Origin of the sequence: Aliiglaciecola sp. 3_MG-2023 (assembly GCF_030548205.1) — a bacterium.
GTDB lineage: Bacteria > Pseudomonadota > Gammaproteobacteria > Enterobacterales > Alteromonadaceae > Aliiglaciecola.
In genome coordinates this window covers 14741-39256 of sequence record NZ_JAUORV010000021.1, presented here as the reverse complement: position 1 = coordinate 39256, position 24516 = coordinate 14741, and the positions used below count along the sequence as shown (strand labels likewise).

Annotated in this window: 21 protein-coding genes; 15 read left to right on the top strand and 6 right to left on the bottom strand. The window is 40.7% G+C overall.

Annotation, left to right across the window (positions count from 1 at the left end):
* Positions 1-32 precede the first annotated feature (32 nt).
* Positions 33-755, top strand: a complete 723-nt coding sequence (locus tag Q4574_RS19445) for an HAD-IA family hydrolase (protein WP_303476818.1) — start codon at positions 33-35, stop codon at positions 753-755.
* 12 nt (positions 756-767) lie between these two features.
* On the opposite strand, the gene cysE is transcribed toward Q4574_RS19445, so the two are convergent.
* On the bottom strand, positions 768-1550 hold the full coding sequence (cysE, locus tag Q4574_RS19440; RefSeq protein ID WP_303476817.1) for a serine O-acetyltransferase: 783 nt from the start codon (positions 1548-1550) through the stop codon (positions 768-770).
* Positions 1551-1767: 217 nt separating this feature from the next.
* Here cysE and uvrD point away from each other — a divergent pair, with 217 nt between their 5' ends.
* Complete coding sequence (gene uvrD / locus Q4574_RS19435; RefSeq protein WP_303476815.1) at positions 1768-3936, top strand: DNA helicase II; 2169 nt, start codon at positions 1768-1770, stop codon at positions 3934-3936.
* Between the two features lie 17 nt (positions 3937-3953).
* On the top strand, positions 3954-5210 hold the full coding sequence (locus Q4574_RS19430; RefSeq protein ID WP_303476813.1) for a response regulator: 1257 nt from the start codon (positions 3954-3956) through the stop codon (positions 5208-5210).
* 3 nt (positions 5211-5213) lie between these two features.
* Here Q4574_RS19430 and rarD read toward each other — a convergent pair whose 3' ends face one another.
* Positions 5214-6113 carry an EamA family transporter RarD gene (rarD, locus tag Q4574_RS19425; RefSeq protein ID WP_303476811.1) on the bottom strand — a complete coding sequence of 300 codons (900 nt, stop codon included), beginning with the start codon at positions 6111-6113 and terminating at the stop codon, positions 5214-5216.
* A 161-nt stretch (positions 6114-6274) separates the two neighbouring features.
* A complete protein-coding gene (locus tag Q4574_RS19420; protein WP_303476809.1) occupies positions 6275-6730 on the bottom strand; it encodes a DUF3010 family protein in 456 nt (151 codons plus the stop codon).
* Positions 6731-6946: 216 nt separating this feature from the next.
* On the opposite strand from Q4574_RS19420, the gene Q4574_RS19415 reads away from it, so the two are divergent.
* The 5 genes from Q4574_RS19415 to Q4574_RS19395 all read left to right on the top strand — a co-directional run bounded on the left by Q4574_RS19415 (position 6947) and on the right by Q4574_RS19395 (position 11265).
* Positions 6947-7450, top strand: coding sequence for a hypothetical protein (locus Q4574_RS19415; RefSeq protein ID WP_303476807.1), 504 nt, complete (start codon positions 6947-6949; stop codon positions 7448-7450).
* Positions 7451-7455: 5 nt separating this feature from the next.
* The gene (locus Q4574_RS19410) at positions 7456-8787 is read left to right on the top strand and encodes an AarF/ABC1/UbiB kinase family protein (protein ID WP_303476806.1); all 1332 of its coding nucleotides are present in this window, start codon (positions 7456-7458) and stop codon (positions 8785-8787) included.
* Positions 8788-8817: 30 nt separating this feature from the next.
* Positions 8818-9861, top strand: a complete 1044-nt coding sequence (locus tag Q4574_RS19405; protein ID WP_303476804.1) for a mechanosensitive ion channel family protein — start codon at positions 8818-8820, stop codon at positions 9859-9861.
* A 241-nt stretch (positions 9862-10102) separates the two neighbouring features.
* Positions 10103-11071 (top strand): transposase, encoded by a 969-nt coding sequence (locus tag Q4574_RS19400; RefSeq protein WP_303476802.1) that lies wholly within the window; start codon positions 10103-10105, stop codon positions 11069-11071.
* 26 nt (positions 11072-11097) lie between these two features.
* Positions 11098-11265 carry a hypothetical protein gene (locus Q4574_RS19395; RefSeq protein WP_303476800.1) on the top strand — a complete coding sequence of 56 codons (168 nt, stop codon included), beginning with the start codon at positions 11098-11100 and terminating at the stop codon, positions 11263-11265.
* Between the two features lie 78 nt (positions 11266-11343).
* Here Q4574_RS19395 and Q4574_RS19390 read toward each other — a convergent pair whose 3' ends face one another.
* On the bottom strand, positions 11344-11832 hold the full coding sequence (locus Q4574_RS19390) for a thioesterase family protein (RefSeq protein WP_303476798.1): 489 nt from the start codon (positions 11830-11832) through the stop codon (positions 11344-11346).
* A 115-nt stretch (positions 11833-11947) separates the two neighbouring features.
* Between Q4574_RS19390 and recQ the strand changes: the two genes are divergently transcribed.
* Positions 11948-13777, top strand: a complete 1830-nt coding sequence (recQ, locus tag Q4574_RS19385) for a DNA helicase RecQ (protein ID WP_303476794.1) — start codon at positions 11948-11950, stop codon at positions 13775-13777.
* A 17-nt stretch (positions 13778-13794) separates the two neighbouring features.
* Here the strand turns inward: recQ and Q4574_RS19380 are convergent, their stop codons facing one another.
* Positions 13795-14457, bottom strand: coding sequence for a glutathione S-transferase (locus tag Q4574_RS19380; protein ID WP_303476792.1), 663 nt, complete (start codon positions 14455-14457; stop codon positions 13795-13797).
* 124 nt (positions 14458-14581) lie between these two features.
* Positions 14582-14902, bottom strand: a complete 321-nt coding sequence (locus tag Q4574_RS19375) for a cytochrome c (protein ID WP_303476790.1) — start codon at positions 14900-14902, stop codon at positions 14582-14584.
* Positions 14903-15021: 119 nt separating this feature from the next.
* On the opposite strand from Q4574_RS19375, the gene Q4574_RS19370 reads away from it, so the two are divergent.
* The 6 genes from Q4574_RS19370 to Q4574_RS19345 all read left to right on the top strand — a co-directional run bounded on the left by Q4574_RS19370 (position 15022) and on the right by Q4574_RS19345 (position 24430).
* Entirely contained in the window at positions 15022-16458 is a 1437-nt protein-coding gene (locus Q4574_RS19370; RefSeq protein ID WP_303476788.1) for a YdiU family protein, read from the top strand.
* Positions 16446-16748 (top strand): DUF3630 family protein, encoded by a 303-nt coding sequence (locus Q4574_RS19365; RefSeq protein WP_303476786.1) that lies wholly within the window; start codon positions 16446-16448, stop codon positions 16746-16748. The genes Q4574_RS19370 and Q4574_RS19365 overlap by 13 nt, the downstream gene beginning before the upstream one ends.
* Positions 16749-16829: 81 nt before the next feature.
* Positions 16830-19685 carry an EAL domain-containing protein gene (locus Q4574_RS19360; protein WP_303476783.1) on the top strand — a complete coding sequence of 952 codons (2856 nt, stop codon included), beginning with the start codon at positions 16830-16832 and terminating at the stop codon, positions 19683-19685.
* A 71-nt stretch (positions 19686-19756) separates the two neighbouring features.
* A complete protein-coding gene (gene ribA / locus Q4574_RS19355) occupies positions 19757-20410 on the top strand; it encodes a GTP cyclohydrolase II (RefSeq protein WP_303476780.1) in 654 nt (217 codons plus the stop codon).
* Positions 20411-20869: 459 nt separating this feature from the next.
* Entirely contained in the window at positions 20870-22354 is a 1485-nt protein-coding gene (locus Q4574_RS19350) for a DUF3300 domain-containing protein (protein ID WP_303476777.1), read from the top strand.
* A 417-nt stretch (positions 22355-22771) separates the two neighbouring features.
* The gene (locus Q4574_RS19345) at positions 22772-24430 is read left to right on the top strand and encodes a response regulator (protein ID WP_303476775.1); all 1659 of its coding nucleotides are present in this window, start codon (positions 22772-22774) and stop codon (positions 24428-24430) included.
* The last annotated feature ends 86 nt before the right edge of the window (positions 24431-24516 follow it).

Genomic DNA, 24516 nt, shown 5'->3' with positions numbered 1-24516 from the left:
ACAGTGAAAGGTAAAATAGTAGGTATTGCCGAATGAAATTTTATCGGAATTTTTCTCCAATAAAAGCCATTAGTTTTGATTTAGATGATACGTTGTACGACAACTATCCTTTTATTATGGAAGCGGAAAAAAAGCTGCTTAGTTATTTGACGTCTAGCTATCCGAAGACAGCTCAATTTTCCTTTCAAGATTGGCAACAGTTCAAACAAGAACACTTGCAAAATCAACCCCAGCTAGCGTCTGATATGGGAGCTTTGCGTAAACATACCCTGCAAACAGGTCTACAAAAAGCCGGATACCAGGAACAACACCTTAGCTCGGCAGTAGACGATTGTTTTGAGTTCTTTTATCACCACAGAAGCAACTTCCAAGTAAATCAGGAAATACATGCTTTGCTTGCACAATTGGCGAACAAACTACCGCTAGTTGCCATTACTAACGGCAACGTTAACCTGCAACAAATTGGGTTAAGTGAGTATTTCAGTCATTGTTTTAAAGCCAATTTAGAACGCCCTATGAAACCCCATGGCGCTATGTTTGCATTGGCAAGTTCCACACTAAAAGTGACCCCTAAAGAAGTACTGCATGTGGGTGATAATTTAGAAAAAGATGTTATGGGCGCGATAAATGCGGGTATGCAGAGTGGCTGGTACGCCTACAACCGTAAAATGCACCTTCCTGGAGAAAAAACCACCGTACTGCCCCACGTTCAATTAGACGATCTAACCGAATTAAATTTATTAATCGAAGATTAAATTTATAAAGATTTAATCTTCGTAAATATTTTGATTCATCGTTTCGCAAGGGTTAGGGCAACAAGGTACGCCAACAATTTTAGCAGGCACTCCCGCCACGGTTACATGCTCGGGAACGTTTTTGAGAACCACACTTCCCGCCCCCACTTTAGCCCCCGCTCCAATTTCAATATTGCCTAAAATTTTAGCTCCGGCACCGACCATTACCCCTTGACGCACTTTCGGATGACGATCTCCAGACTCGTTTCCTGTTCCCCCTAAGGTCACAGACTGTAAGATTGAAACGTGATCTTCCACTACCGCGGTTTCGCCAATTACGATGCCCGTAGCATGGTCAAACATCACACCTTTGCCAATAACGGCTGCCGGATGAATATCTACGCCAAACACTTCAGAATTTCGACTTTGCACAAACAACGCAAGTTGTTTGCGATTTTGTGCCCATAAATAGTGCGATAATCGATATCCTTGAATTGCCTGAAAGCCCTTGAAATACAACAAAACTGTGAGAATTTTATCCACTGCGGGGTCACGGGTTAACACGGCTTCAATATCTTCGATTGCTGATTCAACGATTTCAGGTTTTAACAAATAGGCCTGATCAAGCACTTCACGAATCGCTAGGGCGGGCATCACCTCATCTTGAATTTTATTCGAAAGTATAAAGCTCAGGGAAGTTTCGAAGTTGTGATGAGCAAGAATACAGGCATGCACATAACTGGCTAAGAGAGGCTCACTTTCCACTAGTTCTTCAGCTTCTGCTTTCAATCTTTTCCAGAAATTGTCAATTGGCATTTAGTTCTCCTCACCTGAATTAACCCATCGCCACAGGTTAGTCGTTATATGCTTGATTAAATACTAAGAACGGATGTGCGGGCATAAACGTTCATTTACAAGATCATTTCTCATAAAGCTGGCTAAAAATCACAAAACCAGCCCTTTGGTTGTATAAAAACACAGTATAGCTGATATACTTCGATTATTAATCAATAAATCAAAAAATAAGCTTGTTATGGATGTATCTCGACTTTTAGACCAACTTAACGACAAACAACGTGAAGTAGTGGCAGCCCCTTCTTCTGATATGTTGGTCCTTGCCGGTGCCGGAAGTGGCAAAACTCGAGTGCTTGTGCACCGTATCGCTTGGTTAATGGAAGTTGAACAACTCGCGCCTTTTAGCATTCTTGCTGTGACCTTTACCAATAAAGCGGCCAAAGAAATGCGAGGTCGAGTTGAACGTCTGATGGGCTCAGGGTTGCACACCATGTGGATTGGCACATTCCACGGTCTTGCCCATCGATTGCTTAGAACCCATTTCAAAGAAGCTCGTTTACCAGAAAACTTCCAAATACTAGATTCCGATGACCAATATCGTTTAGTCCGTCGTGTGATTAAGTCTCTGAATTTAGATGAAAAAAATTGGCAACCAAAATCTATTCAGTGGTACATAAACGGTAATAAAGACGAAGGATTACGTCCAGAGCACATAGATACGCAAGGTGATCCCACCAAACAAACCATGAAAGATATTTATCAAGCTTATCAGCAAACTTGTGATCGCTCAGGTTTAGTAGACTTCGCCGAATTGCTGTTACGCGCCCACGAATTGTGGCTAAATAACCCGGATGTACTCAAACATTATCAAACTCGCTTCCGCACAATCTTGGTGGATGAATTTCAAGATACCAACAATATTCAGTACGCATGGTTACGCCTATTAAGTAGTGCAGATAACAATATGATGATTGTGGGAGATGACGACCAATCAATATACGGATGGCGTGGCGCGAATGTAGAAAATATTCAGCACTTTTTACGAGACTTCCCTTCGGCAAAGACCATAAGACTTGAACAAAATTACCGCTCTACTGGCAATATTCTTAAAGCCGCCAATGCAGTTATCGACAATAACCAAGGACGTTTGGGCAAAGATTTGTGGACTGACGGTGCCGAAGGCGAAGCTATCTCCATGTATGCAGGTTTCAATGAGCTTGACGAAGCGCGATTTATTGTGGCTCGTATCAAGGAGTGGAGTGACAAAGGTGATGCACTAGCAGATTGTGCCATTTTGTACCGTAACAACGCCCAATCTCGGGTTTTGGAAGAAGCACTGTTACAAGAATCCGTGGCCTATCGAATTTATGGTGGTTTACGTTTCTTCGAAAGACAAGAGATCAAAGATGCATTGGCGTATTTGCGATTGATTAATCAACCCATAGATGATGCCGCCTATGAACGAGTAGTGAACACCCCCACTCGAGGAATTGGTGATAAAACCCTAAGTTTAGTGCGAGAAACTGCAAGAAACGAAGAATTATCTATGTGGCAAGCAACAAACGATATGCTTCGTGAGAAACGCTTTTCCGGCAGAGCGGCAACAGTCTTGCAACGTTTCGTGGAACTAATATTGAAGTTGCAAGTTGAGGTGCAAGAGTTGGAATTAGACCAACAAGCAGATCACGTGATCAAAAACTCAGGTTTATTTGCCATGTATCAAGCTGAAAAAGGCGAGAAAGCCCAGGCTCGGATTGAAAACCTCGAGGAACTTGTGACGGCTTGTAAACAATTCGAAGCTCCTGAAGAAGCGGAAAACATGACGCCTCTGTCGGCCTTCCTAGCCCATGCGTCGTTAGAAGCAGGGGAATCACAAGCTGACGCTCACCAAGATGCGGTACAAATGATGACTATACACTCCGCTAAAGGGTTGGAGTTTCCCTTAGTATTTATGGCTGGAGTTGAAGAAGGCATGTTCCCAAGTCAAATGAGTCATGAAGAGCCTGGTCGCTTGGAAGAGGAACGCAGATTGTGTTACGTGGGTATGACCCGTGCAATGCAAAAACTATACATGACATATGCTGAATCGAGACGATTATACGGTCAAGACAAATACCATACGCCTTCCCGCTTTATCAAAGAAATCCCTAGTGAATGCATTGAAGAAGTGCGTTTGCGTACAACGGTGAGTCGACCTGTTCAAAACCGCTTTCAACCGGCCACATCCCATATGGCATTCGAATCCACAGGTTTCCAATTGGGACAAAGGGTAAAACACAGTAAATTTCAAGAAGGGACTGTATTAAATTACGAAGGAAGTGGCGAACATGCACGTGTTGAAGTGAATTTTGACAACATAGGCACAAAGTGGCTAATGTTGGCTTATGCCAAATTAGAAAAAATTTAAAACTAGCTGAATGGCCAATGAGATTTAAAGTCCTATTAATAGAAGATAATGAGTCGAGCGTGCGCGTACTTAAGCGCGTCATTGGTAAAGCAAACTTAGATGTTGTGTTAGCTAACACCTTGGCTCAAGCCAAAGTCATTTTCGAAACCACCTCTCCAGAATTATACCTATGTGCGGTTGTTGGTTATTGTCTTCCCGACGCCCCCCATGGACAGGCAATAAACTATACCATTAGTGCATTCATCCCTACCATCGTCATCACCAGCGAAGTTGAAGAGGATATACGTGAGAATATATTAGCAAAATCGGTTGTTGACTATATTCCAAAACAAAATGCACAAATGTTCGAATACCTAAGCCGATTATTAATCAGATTAGAAAAAAACAAACAAATTGGCGTATTGGTGGTGGATAAATCCAGGCACAATCGTGGAATTCAATCGTCCTTATTAGCACGCCACAATTTCATCACCTATGACACCTCAAGCGCCAAACAAGCCCTCGACCTTCTAATGAGACACCCACTTATAAAATTAATGTTAGTTGAGGAAGAGTTGGCAGATTCGTCGGGATTGGAATTAGTCTCTGAAGCGAGAAAACGTTACGACAAAGACCAATTGAGCATTATTGGTTTATCGACTAATACAAGTTCATCCTTATTTGCTCAGTTTATCAAAAGTGGAGCTAATGACTTTCTGCGCAAACCCTATTGTCATGAAGAGTTTTTTTGCCGCATCGTTCAAAACGTAGAACATATAGAGCAAATAGAGGCCATTCGGCGAGCTGCCAATTCGGATTATTTAACCGGACTACCTAACCGACGTCATTTTTTCAACAAAGTGAGCCATAGCTTACAGCGTGGACAGGCACCTATGTCATTGGCATTAATAGACTTAGATAATTTTAAGTTAATCAACGATTCCTTTGGCCATGACTATGGAGATGTGGTTTTGAAAGAGGTGTCGAAGATGATTGTTCGACATTTTTCACCTTTTCATTATTCACGTTTCGGTGGTGAAGAGTTTTGTATTTTTATGGCAGAAGTTGATCATGGGCAAGCAATAAAGCTGCTAGATGCATTTAGAGATGCGGTGAGTAAAAAGATCATCAAAAGCAAAGGGATAAGTCACTCCTGTACCCTCAGCATTGGGGTTACCAGTCGTGCCAATAAAAAGATAGAATCAATGCTAACGATAGCAGATGAACACCTGTATAGCGCTAAAGCCCAAGGACGGAATAGAGTGATTGGTGATACAGCAACAAAATTAAAATAAAAGTTAGACAGCCAATGACTTTAACGACTTTCGATAGGCACGATAAGAATCGAAACTAAAAATTACTAGAGCTAACCAAACAAACCCAAAAGTCACCATACGAGCTTCATGCAAAGGCTCTCCAAACAAATAGACAGCCAAGATAAACATGATGCTTGGCCCGATATACTGAAAAAAACCTAAAGTTGAATAGCGTATGCGTCGAGCCGCGCCTGTAAAGCATAACAATGGGGCTGTGGTGATAATTCCAGCGCCAATCAATAACCCATTTAGGGCCACTTCATTACTAAACATATTGCTCATTTGTGATGCAAAAAATATCCAATATAAGAACGCAAATGGCAACATCATCATAGTTTCGATTAATAAACCAGGCAGGGAATCCACTGCAACCTGTTTTCGAAGAAGACCGTAAATTCCAAAACTAGAGGCCAGAAGGAGTGCGATCCAGGGTAATTCACCATAGGAAAATAGCAGAATCAATACACCCAAAAGTGCAATTATCACAGCAACTTTTTGCATTCTGCGTAATCGTTCGGCTAAAAATATTCTACCCAGAAAAACATTGAGCAAGGGATTGATATAATAACCTAAGCTTGCATCGAGTAGATGCCCATTATTTACAGCCCAAATGAATAACAGCCAATTGCCAGCCAGCAGTACCCCAGAAAATAACAATACCTTTATGACTTTCGGGTTCTTCAATGCAGATTTAACCTTAGCTATCTGTTTAAATCCAAACACTAAAATAACTAATAGCAAAGCTGACCATACGACTCTGTGTACCAAAATCTCTGCCGCAGGCATCACCATCAAAAGCTTGAAATATAAAGGGGCAAAGCCCCACATGGCGTATGCTGCGACAGCAAGAGCGACGCCTATTTTGAGAGATTTATCAGACATGAAATGACAACAACCAGAAAATATGAACGAAAGAGTGACTTTTTAAGATTTCATAACCAAGAGAACATCCTTAATATCCTCTCTAAACCTATCAAATATCCATTACAAACTGACTAAAAGGGAATCCTATTGCTCAATTACAAGCAAAATATCCAAGACGTTTATGCTGGAGGTTGCTGTTCCATTCCGAACTTTTCTTTCATCAAGTAGGCAAAAGCAGTGGTAAACGCCACTTCTTGAAACATTTTTAAACCAGTTTCCGAAAAAAGCACTGGAATAGGGTTACGCTTTATAATCTCTTTAATAAATGTAGGGGTTAAAACCTCGACTTTTAATCCTTCAATTAACTGAATTGCCGCTTCCATTTTAAAGCCAGTTGCGCTGCCCGCGAACTTACCTTTAGTAGGACGTTCACGGATAACGACCGCATCGATTTTGTAGTCTTCCATCAATTTTTTAAAGGCAAATTGAAATTCTCGTACGTCTTCGGTTGAATCCTGTTTGGAGTAGGTTAATTTGCGCGCACGGCAATCTGGAATATGAAACACGTCATTCTCCAAAGACAACAAACATAAATTGGCTTCACTACCTTTAAGTTCAACACCACAAATTCTCATAACTTCTCCTAAACAAAACACTTTTCACAATTATACCCCATGTTACTCCAAGTTATTGCAACTAAATCTCAAGCAATTTGAAACCCTTTGCTGACTTTCTCGTCAATTTGTTCTATTTTGAATTCATAACTTGGACAGGCATCCCAAAACATCAACGTGGGAGGTAGTAAATTCCACCTTGGACAGGCATGTTAATTCCACCTTGGACAGGCATGTTTGAGATGTATATTTGAGACAGGCATGGTTTTACGTTTATCGCAAAATCAGTTGGTGACTAATATGCCTGTCCAACGATGGATGTCCTACAATAGCTTTGCTCATATCGTTAAACAACAAGGATCTATTATGCTGCGTTCAATTACATTGATAACTTTTTTTTCAACTATGCTGCCTTCTGTAACCTTTGCTGAAAATATTGAAGAGGCTTCAATACGTTTATGCGATCACATAAAAGTTTGTGTGAAAGAAAAAATGGTGGCATCAGATGAGGTTCCGCCTGAAATGCGCGCGATGGTAGATGGCATGGTAGACAATATGTGTAAAAGTATGATGGATGTAAACGCAGTAAAAGGGAACGCAGAGTATGAAGACTCAGCGATAGCATGTATCGATTCAATAACGAAACTAAGTTGTGAAGAGATTGAAAATGCCGGTCAAACACCTGCTTGTGTAACCTTCGAAACTGAGTTATCCGAACGCTACCCAAGTCTTAAAAATTAGCCCTTATGACAAAGAAACACCCCACAGATGAAGCAAAAATACCGAAAAGTCGAGCTTCTCGATTCGCTAAGATGGGAAGTTTGGCATCAAGAATTGCAGGAAACATGATTTCAGAAGGTGTTTCTGAACTAGCTAAGGGCAATCGACCAAAAGTAAAAGACTTGCTTCTAACCCCCAAAAACATGAAAAGGGTTGCTGATCAGCTCGCGCAAATGCGTGGCGCAGCTATGAAAGTTGGACAATTAGTTTCAATGGATGCTGGCGATGTACTGCCTAAAGAGTTAACAGATTTGCTAGCTCGTTTAAGGTCAGACGCCAAATCTATGCCACAAGTAGAATTAATAACTGTCTTGCAATCTCATTGGGGAAGTAGTTGGCAAGAAAAATTTATTCAGTTCCAGATAAAACCCATAGCGTCTGCTTCCATTGGTCAAGTTCATAAAGCGATTGACAACGATTTGCGTAGGTTGGCCATCAAGGTCCAATACCCAGGTATTAAAGAAAGCATCGACAGCGATGTGGATAATGTTGCTAGTTTAATAAAACTATCAGGCCTCCTGCCCAAGGGGATGGATATAGCCCCCCTTTTATCCGAAGCTAAAGCGCAATTACATGAAGAAGCAAATTACATTTTAGAAGGACAACGTTTACAGCGGTATGCCAAGCTAATTGAGGGTGATACTCGATTTCTAATTCCTAACTGGATTCCTGAATTAAGCAGCCATTCAGTACTAGCAATGACATTTTTAGATGGCGAGCCAATCGAAGCTCTTTGTGACGCAAATCAATCACTGCGCAATAGTATTGCTAGTGCTCTTTTCTCACTTTTTTTCAAAGAATTGTTTGAGTTTCAACTCGTCCAAACCGACCCCAATTTTGCCAACTTTTTGTATGACAGCCATGAAGAAAAAGTTGTTTTGCTGGATTTTGGTGCAACTCGAGAATACAACAAATCAATGGCCCGTAATTATCTAAAATTGATGCAGGCTGGATATCACAACGATAAAAAAGGAATAGAAAGTCAGGCCCTAGAACTGGGTTTAATGACAACTTCCCTGTCAGATAAAACCCGCGGCGATATAACAGAAATGTGTTACTTGTCTTGCGAACCACTTTATTTAACAGGTACTTACGACTTTGCAAAAAGCGATTTGCTAGAGAGACTACGAGCAATTGGCACGCAAATGAGTTTAGATAAAAGCTATGTACATACGCCTCCTGTAGATACTATTTTTTTACATCGCAAATTAGGAGGTTTATTTTTGTTAGCCATGAAACTCAAAGCTAAGGTAGATTTACGCTCTATGTTTGAGCCATATTTAGGGTTTAGAATTTAACCTGTTCTTATTTTTATGCTGGAATAATTTATGTTTTCAGAAGATTCATTGTTAGAACAAACACTCTCTTTTATACCGCTTTTGATAACACTTTCAATTGTGGCACTTATACTTTGGCTAGCTAACTACCTGTTAATAGTTAAAAAAACCGATGTGGGAAGCGAAAAGCTTTTTTCAAGCCAATTAATTATGCTTGGGTTGACCTTAGTAGCTGTATTGGCAACAGTATTTGCCTTGCCAGTGAGTGAAAGTTCGCGAAATCAAATCATAGGTTTAATTGGCTTAGTCATCTCCGGTATTTTTGCTTTTTCTTCAAGTACTATTTTTGCTAATTTACTCGCGGGGATAATGCTAAGAATTACAAAACCTTTTAAAACAGGTGACTTTGTTCAAGTAGGAGACTACTTTGGAAGAGTTGTTGAGCGAGGGCTGTTAGATACTGAAATCCAAACAGAAGTCAGGGATTTAGTTGCATTACCAAACACATTCATGATTACAAACCCCATTACGGTTACCCGAACTTCTGGAACGATTATTTCAACTAGCTTATCTCTTGGTTACGATATTCATAACTCAAAAATTGAACCCTTATTAATCCAAGCTGCAACAAATTGTGAACTATCAGATCCTTTTGTGCATATTGTTGAGTTAGGGGATTTCTCTGTAACTTACAAAATCAGCGGAAAATTAGAAGAGGTTAAGAGTTTAATCAGCTCAAGAACTCGCTTAAACCGTGAGGTTTTGAACGTTCTCCATGAAAACGCAATAGAAATTATGTCACCCAGTTTTATGAATCAACGAAAACTCCCTGACGAGGTCAAAATTATTCCGCCTAAACAACAAGTTAGCAATGAAAGTAATAATTCTTCAGTAGACCAGGTGATTTTCGATAAAGCCGAAGAAGCAGAGCAAAAAGAACAGCTTTTGGAACAATTGAAAACGCAGTTAATTGAGTTAAGCGAACAACTAAAAACAGCTGATGACAACCAAAAGGACTCTCTTAAACTGCAAATTCAAAATTTAACGCAAAAAATCAAATCTTCCAATCAATCCGAAGAAGAAAACAAGGATTGATAACCTATCTACTAATTAATCTTTGAAAAATCCTATGTTGGACAAAATTCTATTTTGGACAGGCATATATCGTTGAATGTTGTATCTGGACAGGCACTTGTGGACAGGACAGGCACTTACTAACCCATTTAGTTTAACCACCATAAATTTAAGACAGCCATAAAAACACTACCTAAACTAGACTGGTGTTTATTCCATAGAGAGGTATGCTTCAAAAGGATATATAAATTTGGAGCTAGTTATGCCACAGCCTAGGAAGCATCAAATCTGTCTAGCAGATACTCCGTATTACCATTGTGTATCTCGCTGCGTTCGCCGTGCGTTTTTATGCGGTGAAGATAAGTATTCGGGAAAAAATTACGAACATCGTCGTCAATGGGTAGAAGATAGATTACTTCTCTTAGCCTCTGCTTTTTGCATTGATGTATGTGCTTATGCAGTCATGAGTAACCATGTCCATGTGGTTCTTCACGTATTTAAAGACCAGGCATTAACGTTATCAGATTTTGAAGTATTCGAAAGGTGGCAGAAAATTCATAGGCCGACAGAACTCGTTCAACAATTTTACACACTAGAAAATTCAGACAATTTTTCTGATCTTCAACTAGAAACCATTGCTAATACTATTTCCATCTATCGCAAACGCTTATACGATATTAGCTGGTTTATGCGCGAGCTCAATGAGCCCATTGCTCGACAAGCTAATCAAGAGGACGATTGCAAAGGGCATTTTTGGGAAGGAAGATTTAAGTCTCAAGCACTATTGGACGAAAAAGCCCTAGCAGCGTGTATGGTTTACGTTGATTTAAATCCTATGCGTGCCAAAGTAGCCTCTTCCCCAGAAACTTCAGATTATACGAGTATTAAAAGACGAATGAGTGCATTTCGTCATGGCTATCAACCTCCATCGTTAATGCCATTTAAATATCGCTCATCGAAACATCAAGAAATTGAGCTGCCATATAGTTTGAAGGACTATTTGAAACTCATTCATTTTAGCGCTCAAAGGTTTGTATCTTTAAATAAAAGCAAAACCGCACCGCCATCAATACTAAAAACGTTAGTAACTAACGAACAATCCTGGTTAGAGCTTACATATAATTTTGAAGATGTTTTTGGCGTTGTTGCGGGTGAGTCTGTGACTATGGAGTGCTTTAGGCGAAATACAGGGCGCACCAAATTGAAAGGGGCAAAAGCAATAACCCCTTGAACAATTTCAGAAGCATAAGTTTAATTATGAAGTTTAGTAGTCTACTTTTACTGAAAAAATGGCTACATTTACCAACCCCCTCCAATGACAAACCCAATGAAACCTTGTTTGCATTAACCGCTAAAAACATCTATCAACTATTGTCTTCACTGATTTTTATCTTATTCACTTTAATGGCTGTCTTATTTTGGTAATTTGAGACAGTCTTCTTTTATGGCTGTCTCAAACAAACCCTCATGGCTGTCTCAAACAAACCCAAATTAGCCCATATGCTATCCAACCATATAAGTGGCTGTCCCAAAAGCGATATGAGTGCCTGTCTCATTATGCAGTTCCATGCGGCATACTGCGACTTTTTTGCCTTTGCGGATCACTTTTGCCGTAGCAATGAATTCTTCGCCTTTGCCTGGTCGCAAGTAATCAACGCGCATATCGATAGTGCCAAGATTGGAAAACGAGTTTTGAAACTCTTGCACGCTGATTTCTTCGAAATCCTTGATGGAATACAAGACAGCCATCACACCGCCCACAGTATCCAATATTGCAGCGGTAACTCCACCGTGTAATATTTTGTGTATTGGATTTCCCATTAATTTGTCACTCCAGGGCAATCTTACCTCAACTTCATCAACGCCCAATTTATCTATTTTAATTCCAAGTAACTTATTAAATGGCATTTGCTCACTAAACAAGTACATTACAAATTCAGCTAGCGCTTCCGTACTCAAACGTTTAGTTTTATCTATGTTATTCAGCATCATAGTAGAACCTATTTATATTTAGTCTATATAGCGTATACCCCAAGGCGCTTTTTAAGTAAAATCATCATTATTAATTTCAATTCAACACCATTTTTAATTCGTACGAGGAAGATACTTGTCTACTGCCATTAGCGCCCCATTAACGAACCAAGATTTTGAAGCACCAGCCATAAAAGTGCTAAAAGATGTTTTCGGTTATGACAATTTCAGGGATGGGCAACTACAAATCATCGATCAGGTCTTGAACGGACGTGATTCCCTAGTGTTGATGCCCACAGGTGGTGGAAAATCACTTTGCTATCAAATTCCCGCGTTGCTTCTGCCCGGCTTAACCGTTGTTGTATCGCCACTTATTTCTTTAATGAAAGACCAAGTAGATGCATTGACCGCCTCAGGCGTTGCTGCAACCTACATTAACTCGTCTATTCCCCGAGAACAGTTAATTAATATCTACCGACAACTGCAAGACGGTAAATTTAAGTTACTTTACGTTGCCCCCGAAAGACTTATGCAACTGGAATTTATCGACCGCCTGCACACCCTAAATTTAAGTTTAATTGCAGTAGATGAAGCCCATTGTGTGTCTCACTGGGGACACGATTTCAGACAAGACTATCGACTACTAGGTCAATTAAAAAAGCACTTTCCCAACACCACCGTTATGGGCCTCACCGCAACTGCCGACGTCGCAACCCGAGCCGATATCTCTCAACAATTAAATTTGCACAACCCATTCGTGTTTAGAAGTAGCTTTGACCGCCCCAACATACGCTACAATCTGCTTTCCAAGTACAAAGCTGTAGAACAGCTCATTCAGTATGTGAAAAGCCAAGAAGGCAGCGGGATTGTTTATTGCAATAGTCGAGCGAAAGTCGATGAACTTAGCTTTAAATTAGCCAAACAAGGCATCAATAGTGCCGGATACCACGCCGGCTTAGAGCCAGAAATACGCGATAAAATTCAACGTGATTTCATCCAAGATAATGTTGACGTCATAGTCGCTACTGTTGCTTTTGGAATGGGTATTAACAAATCCAATGTCCGTTATGTAGTGCATTTCGATTTACCCCGCAGTGTTGAGTCCTACTACCAGGAAACTGGGCGTGCCGGACGCGATGGCATGCCAGCAGAAGCTTTACTGCTATACGATGAAAAAGACGCTGCTCGCATTCGTCAATGGATAAGTATGGGTGAAAATACTGAACGTCACGATGTGGAGTTACAAAAGTTTGCAGCCATGGAAGCCTTTGCCGACGCACAAACCTGTCGACGCCAAGTCTTACTCAATTATTTTTCAGAGTACAGTGGAGCCCATTGCAACAACTGTGATATCTGTATCGATCCACCGAAACGATTTGACGGCACCATTCAAGCGCAAAAAGTACTCTCATGCATATTTAGACTAGGTCAAACTGTTACAACGCAATACGTTATCGACGTGTTGCGTGGCAAAAGCCATAAACGAATAGTCGAACAACAACACGACAAATTACCGACCCATGGAATAGGAAAAGATCAATCTGAAGCCTATTGGCATAATGTTATAAGCCAACTCATTCATCAAGGATTGATCAGAATCGATATCACCCAAAACGCGAACTTAAAACTCACCGAAGCCGCCAGACCCATATTAAAGTCTGAAGTGATAGTGACACTAGCGGTGCCTCGCCTCGCACTAGAAAGATCCAAAACAAGTAAAAATGATAAGCGGTATTATGACAGAGCATTGTTTGCCAAATTAAAACATTTACGCAAAACCATCGCGGAACAAGACGAAGTACCACCTTTCGTAGTGTTCAGTGATGCCAGCTTAGCGGATATGGCGGAATCACTACCCGAAAATCCATCTCAATTTTTACAGATAAGTGGTGTCGGAAACACCAAACTAGAACGTTATGGGGAAAGGTTTTTAGCGCTGATATCCCAACATGCCAACGCTAGTTAGCTGCCTTCAAACAACATTTAGGCGTAGGCGTATTCTCCGCCTTTGTCCAACGCACGTTTGTAGGCGTCACGTCGATGAATTTTTTGCACATAGGCAGCAATGGCTGCGTGTTGTTTGCCTCCCCCTCTCGAGTAATTGGCTTCCAATGGAAAGCTCATTTGGAAGTCAGCTCCGGAAAGCTCATCACCCGCGAACCACAAGTTATTTTTTAAGTGAGTATTCACATACTCTAAATTAGCTGAAATTATTGGCATGTAATAACCATCCATCACCTTATCAGCAATTTTGTTGGCAATCATTTTCACAAAGAAGGGCTTAGCATTAGCGCGAACCTTGTCAAATACCAATTTGGCAACCATGGGTGGCATTAAAGTACCTTCTGCAAAATGTAACCAATACTGGTATTGCCTAAGGGCTTCTGAGTCCGCTTTCGGTTTCAAGTGAGCGCCATAACGCTCAATTAGATATTCTATAATTGCCCCTGATTCTGCGACCGTCACGTCACCATCGGTTATTATGGGGGACTTACCCAAAGGGTGAACTAATTTTAAGGTCGAAGGTGCAAGATTAGTCTGCGCATCACGCTTGTAATGCTTAATCTGATAATCTAATTCTAGCTCCTCTAATAACCATAAAATACGTTGGGAGCGGGAATTATTGAGGTGATGTACAACGATCATAAGAAATCTCTATTCGGTTAATTTCAGTAGATACGTTACTTAATTGAAAAAGATCGATAAATTGAAGAATTCAGCACAACAAAACAGGAGGAACATCCCCCTGTGTTGAAGCTGTATCAATAATCTAGCCTGCGGGATTCAAACTTGCGAAATAAGCGGCTAAATCAGCAATGTCTTCATCGCTTAACCCTTTAGCCATAGGTGCCATTACCATGTTGTTACGTTCACCACTGCGAAAAGCTTTCATTTGCAAAACTAAATATTGCTCTTTCTGACCTGCTAAATTCGGGTACATGGGGATCATAGAAATCCCGTTAGAACCGTGACACGCAGCACAAGTGGCAGATTTAGCTTTGCCTTTCTCTGCGTCTCCAGCAAATGCAGGGGCACACAAGGCACTACCAGCAAGCAACGTAGCAAGAAGTGCTATAGGTTTTAAATTCATGTTACTAACCTCACAATAATTGAATATGGGTTCCAAAATCGTTTTTCAGAACAAGGGTATCAAGATAGCCCATTGTCAGGATAAACTATACCTTGGATTAATACTAATAAGGCGCAAACGTGCATTTCGATCATTCTTACGCACAAAAATTATCCGACATGGTAAGCCAAGTCAGAATTTCACCGTTACTTGAGCCAGAGTTAGCATTATATAACGAGCAATTAGCAGAAGACATAGAACTTAAGAACGAATTTTCTCAACCTGAGACCCTATTTGACGCCTTGTTCAAAGCGGATGGTTATTTCAATCTCAATGCCGTTGCGCAAAAATACGGCGGCCACCAATTTGGCGGATGGAACCCAGATCTCGGTGACGGAAGAGGAGTGTTGTTAGCCGAAGTCGTTACCCAAAAGCAAAGATCTTGGGATCTACATTTGAAAGGGGCAGGTAAAACCCCCTATTCACGCTTTGGCGACGGACGCGCGGTACTAAGGTCAACAATACGAGAATATTTAGCAAGTGAAGCTCTGCATAGTTTAGGCATCCCAACCTCACGGGCCCTGTGTTTAATTGCCAGTAAAGAAACCGTCTATCGTGAACAGCCAGAAACCGGCGCAATGTTAATAAGAGCCTGTCAAAGCCATATTCGTTTTGGCCATTTTGAATACTTTTATCAAACTAAACAATTAGATAAGCTCGACAAACTTTTTACTTACACATTACAGAAACATTATCCGTGGTGTATCAACCACGAAAATCCCCATTACTCTATGCTAGAACAGATTGTGTTAAGTACTGCAGACTTAATTGCCAAATGGCAAGCTTTTGGTTTTTGTCACGGGGTAATGAATACCGATAATATGTCCATCCACGGAATCACGTTCGATTTCGGCCCCTACGCCTTTTTAGACACATTTGATCCTGAATATATTTGTAATCATTCCGACCACAATGGACGCTATGCCTTCGATCAACAACCTGGTGTGGCATTATGGAATTTAAATGCATTAGCTCATGCGTTTACCCCTTATATATCCATTGAGCAGATCAAACAAGCCCTCACCCAATACGAAACACGTTTACAAATTCACTACGCTGAATTGATGGGAGCAAAATTCGGATTCAAAAAAGTCACAAACGATGACATGAAGTTGGTTAATCAATGGCTTGCATTACTCGCCCAAGACAAGCGCGATTACACCCAAAGCTTCCGCTTACTTTGTGATGAAAACTTAAGCCAAAGCAAACTAACAGATCATTTCATAGACCGCGAACAAGCCCAAGTTTGGTATCAAGCTTATATGGCTCGTGTAGCAGAAGAATCTTTACCCAAAAACGAACGTTTAGTTACCATGAGAGAAGCTAACCCAAAATTTATTTTGCGAAATTACTTAGCGCAAAACGCCATCAATGAGGCGGAAAACGGTAGCTTTGAAGAGTGCAAGCGCTTACTTAAAGTACTTTCCAACCCTTTTGATGAACAACCTGAGTTTGAACACTACGCACAAACACCGCCAGACTGGGGGAAATCTATGGAAATCTCATGCTCAAGTTAAGCCACAATAACTGGCGACTAACAGAGTCAACTATCATTTTGATTTGTGATTCTTTCCCCACTCAAGCTGAGGTCATGGAAAATGCAAAAGTTTGGTTAGATAAAATTGACGCCAAAGTTTCAGATATAAGCGAAGGGGCAGACCGCGCTCAAATCCAGTTTGTTTTGGAACAAGATACATTTTTACTTTGTTATGACGCTACTTGTGAGGCAATATGGATTGAAGTTACCGGGTTTGCGGAAATCAATAGTTTGTCTAAACTATTAGCTAAACTAGATAAAATTCAATAATATAGCGTTTCAAATACTAGAATCAGCTCGTTCATTTTTGGTATCAGATTTAAGGTAAATTAGTTCATATGGTTGTTTAACGTGAAAATTGTCGGTCTCCTATGCATGCTGTTGTTAAGCTTCGTAGGTTTTGCACAACAAACTGATCCCATGCCAACACTCATCCTAGATGCGGAAGTGGGACATGTTTTAGTGAATGCTAAAACCGAATTGAAACGCACTAATAAGCGCGCACAATTATCTCAGGTTCAAGTGCTAGAAGGCTGGTCAAATGCCATTGACACAACCCCATTAATTGATAATCAGGCCTTGTGGCAGCGCTTTTCATTAGTCCATCAAGACAGTATTGATCAACAATATATGTTAGTGGTTAGTAACCCTTCTATCGACTATCTAGATGCCTATGTTCTGGACGATAAAAATCGACTCTTAGAGACCTATTTAGTGGGTGCAAAGCGTGATTTATCCACTCGCCCTTATAACCACAGAAATTTTGTTCTTCCCCTATCTTTAGGCGCAAATCAGAGTGTTAATATTTACTTACGCATTCAAGATGACGGCCCTTCTGTCTATACAATTGACCTGTGGACCGACTCGGCGTTCATTGCCAAAGAACAGTTTAATTTGGCGTTTATTGGCGTAGTCGGTGGCGCACTGGCCATCCTATTTTTTTACTTCCTAGTCACTTACATACTGCTTAGAAGCCCTATCCGCTTCTGGTTTTCTGTGACTAATGCCGGCCTATTATTATTGTTCTTAAACATTCAGGGAATTGTCAGTCAATTCACTGGACTAGGAGCCTATACGTCACAAATTAGTTGTGTCATTGTGGCAATTGTCATCTTTTCTGCAGCAAAAGTTTGTCATGCTCTGCTGCAGCGCATTCCATTTTATTGGCGTTATATATCGTATCTAATGGCTATCTCAATGCTAGTTATAGCACCACTTCTAAATAGTTATTTACAATTAGTGGTAGCTTCGGCGTTAACCGCAGCAGCAGTTTTGCTCCACCTTTTATTAGCCCTTATTTACCATGATAGAAAACAAGCGACACCGAATGGGCTATATGCCCTAGGTTGGTTAATTATTAGTGCAACGTTAATGTCCGAAGTAAGTTATTACTTATCTGGAAAAGCCCTAGAAAATGACACTGTATTAATATTATCTTTAATTGTAATGTCCGGCGTGTTGTTAATAGCAGTTGCCATAGAAAGTCACGAAAAAGCCCTTTCATTTGTTAAACAAGTTCAACAACAAACCGCCATTAAAAATCTCCATCAATTTTATGATCTATTCCGTAATTCTGCAGAAGGACTCTATACCTCAACACAAGACGGAAAATTGGTAACCACCAACCCTGCAATGTGCCAACTGTTTGGATACAGTGACGAAAATCAAATGCTATCAGAGGTTAAAGACACCTCTGTACTCTATGCTAATCCCCATGAGCGAGATCTCCTTATGGATGAAATTTTTCAAAACGAAAAAGCCCTAGGGAAAGAAATTAAAGGCATTCGCAGAGACGGCAGTGAATTTTGGTTCTGTATTTCAGTGCAACTTACCGGTACCGAAAATGAAAAGTACTTTTTTGGTTCCATTTTCGATATCACCGAAAAGAAACAATCGAGCATCAGCTTAGAATATTTAGCCACGCACGATTCGTTAACCGGGGTTTATAATCGAAGAGAGTTTGAACAAAAACTACGAGACGGAATTCGTCGCGCTAAACAGTTAAAACAAGAGCTCACTCTACTTTATATGGATCTTGAACAATTCAAGATAGTTAATGACACCTGTGGCCACAAAGCCGGAGATGCACTCATTAAGGAACTATCCCAAACCTTAAATAATGTGGTGCTAAACAGGGGGCTGCTAGCTCGGTTGGGGGGGGATGAATTCGGTGTTATTTTAGAATCAGAAAACGCTCAAAATGCCGCAGTCATAGCGAATCAATTGTTGAATGCAGTTAAAGAATTCAGATTCATCTGGGACAATCGCATTTTCACCATGGGTATCAGTATTGGCATGGCCAAATGGCAAGACCACATTGAAACCCCCGAACAACTAATGAGTATGGCAGATGCAGCCTGTTACGTTGCCAAAGAACAAGGGCGCAGTCAAATACACTTATACTCCAGCGAAGACTTAAAAATGCAACGCTATGAGTCAGAATTAAAGTGGGTGTCTCAAATAAACCTGGCCCTTGAACAAAATCGATTTCAACTCTACTACCAACATTATTACCCTTTATCTAAAGTCGCTGACGGACACCATTATGAGATTCTGCTGCGGATGCTTGATGAGAACGATCAAATAGTGCCACCAGCAGCATTTTTACCTGCAGCAGAACGATACAACTTAACCATAGAAATTGATAAATGGGTGATTAAAAACACCTTTAAATGGTTATCTGAGCATCCTGATCACCTTTCTCAGCTGCATCAATGTAATATTAATCTCAGTGGCCATTCTTTAGCCGATAATGATCTTAAACGACATGTCACCCAGGCATTTGAGCACTATCAAATCCCCCATCATAAGATTTGTTTTGAAATAACCGAAAGCATGGCAATCGTCAAAATGGAAGAAACCCTACGCTTTATTAATGCGTTTAAAAAACAGGGCTGTACCTTTGCACTAGATGATTTCGGCAGCGGTTTTTCATCCTACAGCTATTTAAAAAACCTACCGGTAAACTGTCTTAAAATTGACGGAAGTTTTGTTAAAGATCTATTAGTCGACCCCATCGACATGGCGATGGTGGTTTCTATGAAAGATTTAGCCAAAGCGATGTCCATGCATACTGTTGCAGAATTCGTAGAGTCAAAAGATATCATGGTTGAATTGGGTAAGATGGGAGTAGACTTCGCCCAAGGCTATGGCGTCGCAAAACCCGCTCCTTTAAATCAATTTACTGACTGTAAAACTATCGACTAACGGTTGTAAAGTCGGTAATCGTGCCCATATTGGTGAGTTATTAAATACATTACAGCTTTGAAAGGTCAAAAGTGGTGACAAACACGCCAACTAATAAGTTTGAATTTGTAAGTTCAGCTGCCCTTCCTACCCAATTTGGGTTATTCACTATCCACGGTTTCGTTGAAGTTGCCACGCAACAAGAACACGTCGCGTTATCTTTTGGTGAATGGCAAGAAAATGAGACGATTCCCATCCGAGTGCATTCCGAATGTTTAACCGGTGACGCCCTTTTCAGTACCCGCTGCGATTGTGGCTCTCAGCTTGAAAAAGCCCTACAAAATATTGTTGAACAGGGAAAAGGGGTATTGCTGTATCTTCGTCAAGAAGGCCGAGGTATTGGCCTGTTAAATAAGATCCGTGCATATAAACTGCAAGATAGCGGCCTTGATACAGTAGAAGCCAATGAACATTTAGGCTTCGATGCAGATCTACGAGACTATTCAATTTGTAAATTAATGCTCGATACCTTGGGTGTGAAAAATGTCGCTTTAATGACCAACAACCCGAAAAAACAAGGTGCTTTATCAGCAATGGGCATCAATGTGGTTTCCAGAACGCCTATCGACCACGGATTAACGGAAGACAATAGGCGCTATTTGCGCACTAAAACTGAAAAGCTAGGTCATCAATTTGATTTACACTTACTCAATAATGGTCCTAACAAGTCACAAGACGAGTCATAGTCGCATTTCCACACAAAGGGGCTTAATAAATAATAACCGCTCATCAGCTATTTCACCCTAAGCACCCTAAGAATCACCCAAAAAGAGACCTCAGTCTCTTTTTTGATTTTTCATATATCGCTTTTTAACACTTTCTACTTTTGCATTTGAACACCCGCAACACCGCTGGTTTCACCAAGTTTAAAACACTCATTCTAGACTTCCCGCACTAACTACATTGTCAGGTCGTTGTGACTAAGTCGCGGAACATAACTGCACAGCAATAACGTTAATCCAGGAAAACGTCGACGTGATAATTATGTATTCTACTGGAGATCATAAACGACCTAGGGATTTATCAGCAGAAAGCCCCATGGTATTTCCTTTGCTGTGAATCAATTTAGTTAAGATTTTCATATTTGGTTCAGCTAAGGTTAAGGACAACCATTCTATAAGTATTCTGTAATAAAGGAGAATACTATGAAAAACAACACAAAGTACGTGTTAGTGTACTTAGCGTTAATATCAGTCATTGTGACCTTGGCGGTGAATCTTGCACAAGCCCAAGAACCCGAAGATGTGATTGTTATTGAATCAAACGCTAACCCCGATATTGACGAGGCGGCACAACAAAGTACTTATTTACTTGATCAGGCAGAGCTCGACCAAATGCTTGCTCCTGTCGCATTGTATCCAGATACCGTGTTATCACATGTTTTAGTTGCCTCTACTTATCCCCTGGAAGTTGTACAAGCAGCAAGATGGCGTGAGAAGAACCAATCTTTGTCTGAAGAAGAAGTGATGGAAGCCATAGCGGAAGAAGACTGGGATCCCAGTGTTAAAGCCTTAGTTCCTTTCCATCAATTGCTGCAACAAATAACCGAAGATCTAAACTGGTTACAAGATTTAGGTGATGCCTTTTTAATTAATGAAGAGCAGGTGTTGGCCAGTGTTCAGAACTTACGACACAAAGCATATGAGCAAGGCAGTTTAGAGAATAGTGAATACATAGAAGTGGTTGAAGAAGAGGAGAATATTGTTATTCAACCTGCTTCCACAGAAATAGTTTATGTCCCTTATTACGATACACGAATTGTGTATGGTACGTGGTGGTGGCACGAGTATCCTCCCATTTTCTGGCATCGTCCGGCTCACTACTACCGACATGCAGGTTTATACTGGAGTCCAAGAGTATTTGTGCGCCACAATTTATTTTGGGGTGGCTTTAACTGGCGCAGTCGTTACATAGTGGTTAATAATCACCCACATCGTTACGGACGTCGCGATGATGGTGTTCGCAGAGTGACTTCAAGTGAATATCAGCGCTGGCAACACAATCCTACTCATAGGAGAGGGGTGAGATATGACGCCCACACGCCCAAAGTGGTCTATCGTCAACAGAATCGAAATGACAACAAGCGGGTAATCAGTACTGGCGGCAAAACGCGTGTATTGGATAAATCAAGACCGGTTAAGGTGCGCAACTATGACAAGACCGTAAAAACCAATAAAAAAGCGCAGCAAACCCAACAGCGTTTGCAATCGAGTAAAACCAAGCAGTATTCGAATATCAATGATAAATCGGATAGACGCCAAGTATCTGCCCAATCGCGCAATACAGTTGTGCAACGCTCGCAGAAAGGAACACAGCAAAGTAGCCAAAATAAGGCTTATAGCAAAGGGCAGAATAAGACTTATAGCAAAGGGCAGAATAATAATGTCTCTGCGAATAAAAGTAACGCACAGCGCCAAAGCAATAATGTTTCCCGTGATAACGCAAACAGCGCTAACCGCTCGCGCACTAATTCAAACAGTAATTCGGTAAAACGTTACTCAAATAAACAATCTCAGGGCGCACAAAGGAGCAGCCGCAACTATTCGTCAAATAAAGTGAATAGTAGAAGTTCGAACAATAGAACAGTCCATAGACAAAGTAGTAACAAAGTGCAGCGAAAAGAGCGTTAACAACTAGTTTCCCCTCTCGTTTAGCTCACTCGTTTACGCGCAAAAAGTCCTGACCTAAAACCAAGTTATGAGTCAAGATTTTTTGCGATAAACATTAAGTTTCTTGCTAATCCTCACGTCTTGAGCAATGATAAAGCTAAGTGGTCTTTTTGACCCCTAACGGCGTGACAAATAGCAACACGACGCAATAAAACGGTTAAAATAACAACTCAATACCCGTTTTACAGTTGTATAACGCATTGCCTGGACTTTGTATGGATGAGTGTCAAGATGCTAACTTTCAGCATGCTTTGCCATTTTAAAAAGCAGCGAACACATCCTTCAATTGCAACCAAATCACTCGCATATTTGTCTTTCTTTTAGGGTTCTTGTTGTATTCGACCTTCCACAGAAAAATAAGATGTTGGAAATATAGAATTGATTGAAATCCCCCCGCAAAAGCCATTAAGCAGCTTAAATATTTTGGTTATTGATGGCCAGGCCCTCGTCCACGATAGCATCAAGTCTGCATTGGCTCAGATTGGTATTCATAATTGTAAAAGCGCCGAAAACGCGTTTTATGCTCTGCGCTTATGTGAGCAAACTAAATTTGATGTGGTGCTGATTTCCTTTGATATTCGCAGTGATAAAGATGGCTTCAATTTACTCGAAGAAATGCGCCTAAAAGGCCATATCACGAAAACCACCATGGTAATTTTCTTAAGCGCGGATACGTCAATGTCATTGGTTAACTGTGTGGTTGAATTACAGCCCAGCGACTTTTGGGTAAAACCACTGGATCGTAAAACCATGGAAAAGCGCTTCAAGTACTTATTTGCGATTAAAGAAAAACTATATAAATTATCTTATTGCATTGATAAAGCTGAATATCCTACGGCTATTTATTACGCTGAGCGCCAATTAAAAGACGAATCTTTAAGTAAATATTACCCAATGATCAATCGTTTAATAGGCGAATGTTTAATTAACTTGAAAGAATATTCCCAAGCGGAAGCATTTTATCGAAAATTGAGCCAGCGTTATAAATATGGTTGGGTTCAAGTGAACCTGGCTAGAAGCCTGTTAAAACAAGATAAATTGTCAGAGGCCATAACCCTTACTGATGAGCTACTGCAACGAGACGATACACGGTTTACAACCTATGATGCATTAGCCGAGTATTACATTGAAAAAGAAGACTACGCCAAGGGATATGAGATCATTCAGGAAGCCACCAAGCTTGCGCCACGCAATTTAGATAGAAACAAGAAGTCGTGGAATTTAGCGCGTCTCAATCATGATAAAAAAGGCCAGTATATCGCGACCATGAATATGGCCAAATTCGCTAAAAACTCCATTCACGATACGCCAGACTTAAATCTTAACGTTATTCGTGCAGCCATTGACTTGGCAGGCTCACTAAATGGTGAAGAAGCCACCCGCTTAGTTGCCAAAACAGAACGAGATTTATCGTTTTTCGTCAATGAATACGGAAACGATAGTCAATTAAAAGAGCAATTAGCGATTATTAATGCGCGCATGCTAAATCTGAAAAGTGACAAAAAAGCAGCTGAACAGATTATCAAAGAGCACATGGATACAAGGGCCAGTAGCTCAGTGGAAGATAGCCTAGATAAAGTTAAGGCCTTCCATGAAATGGGCTATTGGGAAGAGTCGATTCGCCTGCTCGACTCGGTGAAGTCTAAAATAGAAGGTGACAGCTTTGTTGGTCAGGTGATTAATGAATATTTAGATCAGGAAACTCAGGAACGTACTGATATCCGCTATTCCCCCAAAGAGCTGGGTGAAATGGCATCATCCCACTACAAAAACAAACGCTATGAGCCAGCATATGAGTTGCTTTCTCAAGCCTTTGTTCTAGCGCCTAAAAACCCGAATATGGCTCTGAGTATTCTTAAAGTGATGGTTAAATTAATTGATGAAGTTCAATTTAACGAAGATCAGCTTGCTTGCCTAAAACGCTGCAAAAACCTATTAGACTCCATTGCCTTATCTCCTAATCAACATAAAAAAATGGATGAATATCTAGCCGTAATCGACCCATTAATAGCATCACGGGATGTAGATCACGAGTAGATGCACTAAGCGAACTGAAATTTTAAATTTCGAAACTTTAGCAATGCATAGCCCTACGCTTCATTCAAACCTCACCCAGGCTAACA

Excerpts from the sequence above, each read along its gene's own strand:
- Q4574_RS19445 (WP_303476818.1), top strand. The coding sequence starts at position 33 with ATGAAATTTTATCGGAATTTTTCTCCAATAAAAGCCATTAGTTTTGAT.
- cysE (WP_303476817.1), bottom strand. The coding sequence starts at position 1,550 with ATGCCAATTGACAATTTCTGGAAAAGATTGAAAGCAGAAGCTGAAGAA.
- uvrD (WP_303476815.1), top strand. The coding sequence starts at position 1,768 with ATGGATGTATCTCGACTTTTAGACCAACTTAACGACAAACAACGTGAA.
- Q4574_RS19430 (WP_303476813.1), top strand. The coding sequence starts at position 3,954 with ATGAGATTTAAAGTCCTATTAATAGAAGATAATGAGTCGAGCGTGCGC.
- rarD (WP_303476811.1), bottom strand. The coding sequence starts at position 6,113 with ATGTCTGATAAATCTCTCAAAATAGGCGTCGCTCTTGCTGTCGCAGCA.
- Q4574_RS19420 (WP_303476809.1), bottom strand. The coding sequence starts at position 6,730 with ATGAGAATTTGTGGTGTTGAACTTAAAGGTAGTGAAGCCAATTTATGT.
- Q4574_RS19410 (WP_303476806.1), top strand. The coding sequence starts at position 7,456 with ATGACAAAGAAACACCCCACAGATGAAGCAAAAATACCGAAAAGTCGA.
- Q4574_RS19405 (WP_303476804.1), top strand. The coding sequence starts at position 8,818 with ATGTTTTCAGAAGATTCATTGTTAGAACAAACACTCTCTTTTATACCG.
- Q4574_RS19400 (WP_303476802.1), top strand. The coding sequence starts at position 10,103 with ATGCCACAGCCTAGGAAGCATCAAATCTGTCTAGCAGATACTCCGTAT.
- Q4574_RS19395 (WP_303476800.1), top strand. The coding sequence starts at position 11,098 with ATGAAGTTTAGTAGTCTACTTTTACTGAAAAAATGGCTACATTTACCA.
- Q4574_RS19390 (WP_303476798.1), bottom strand. The coding sequence starts at position 11,832 with ATGATGCTGAATAACATAGATAAAACTAAACGTTTGAGTACGGAAGCG.
- Q4574_RS19380 (WP_303476792.1), bottom strand. The coding sequence starts at position 14,457 with ATGATCGTTGTACATCACCTCAATAATTCCCGCTCCCAACGTATTTTA.
- Q4574_RS19375 (WP_303476790.1), bottom strand. The coding sequence starts at position 14,902 with ATGAATTTAAAACCTATAGCACTTCTTGCTACGTTGCTTGCTGGTAGT.
- Q4574_RS19365 (WP_303476786.1), top strand. The coding sequence starts at position 16,446 with ATGCTCAAGTTAAGCCACAATAACTGGCGACTAACAGAGTCAACTATC.
- Q4574_RS19350 (WP_303476777.1), top strand. The coding sequence starts at position 20,870 with ATGAAAAACAACACAAAGTACGTGTTAGTGTACTTAGCGTTAATATCA.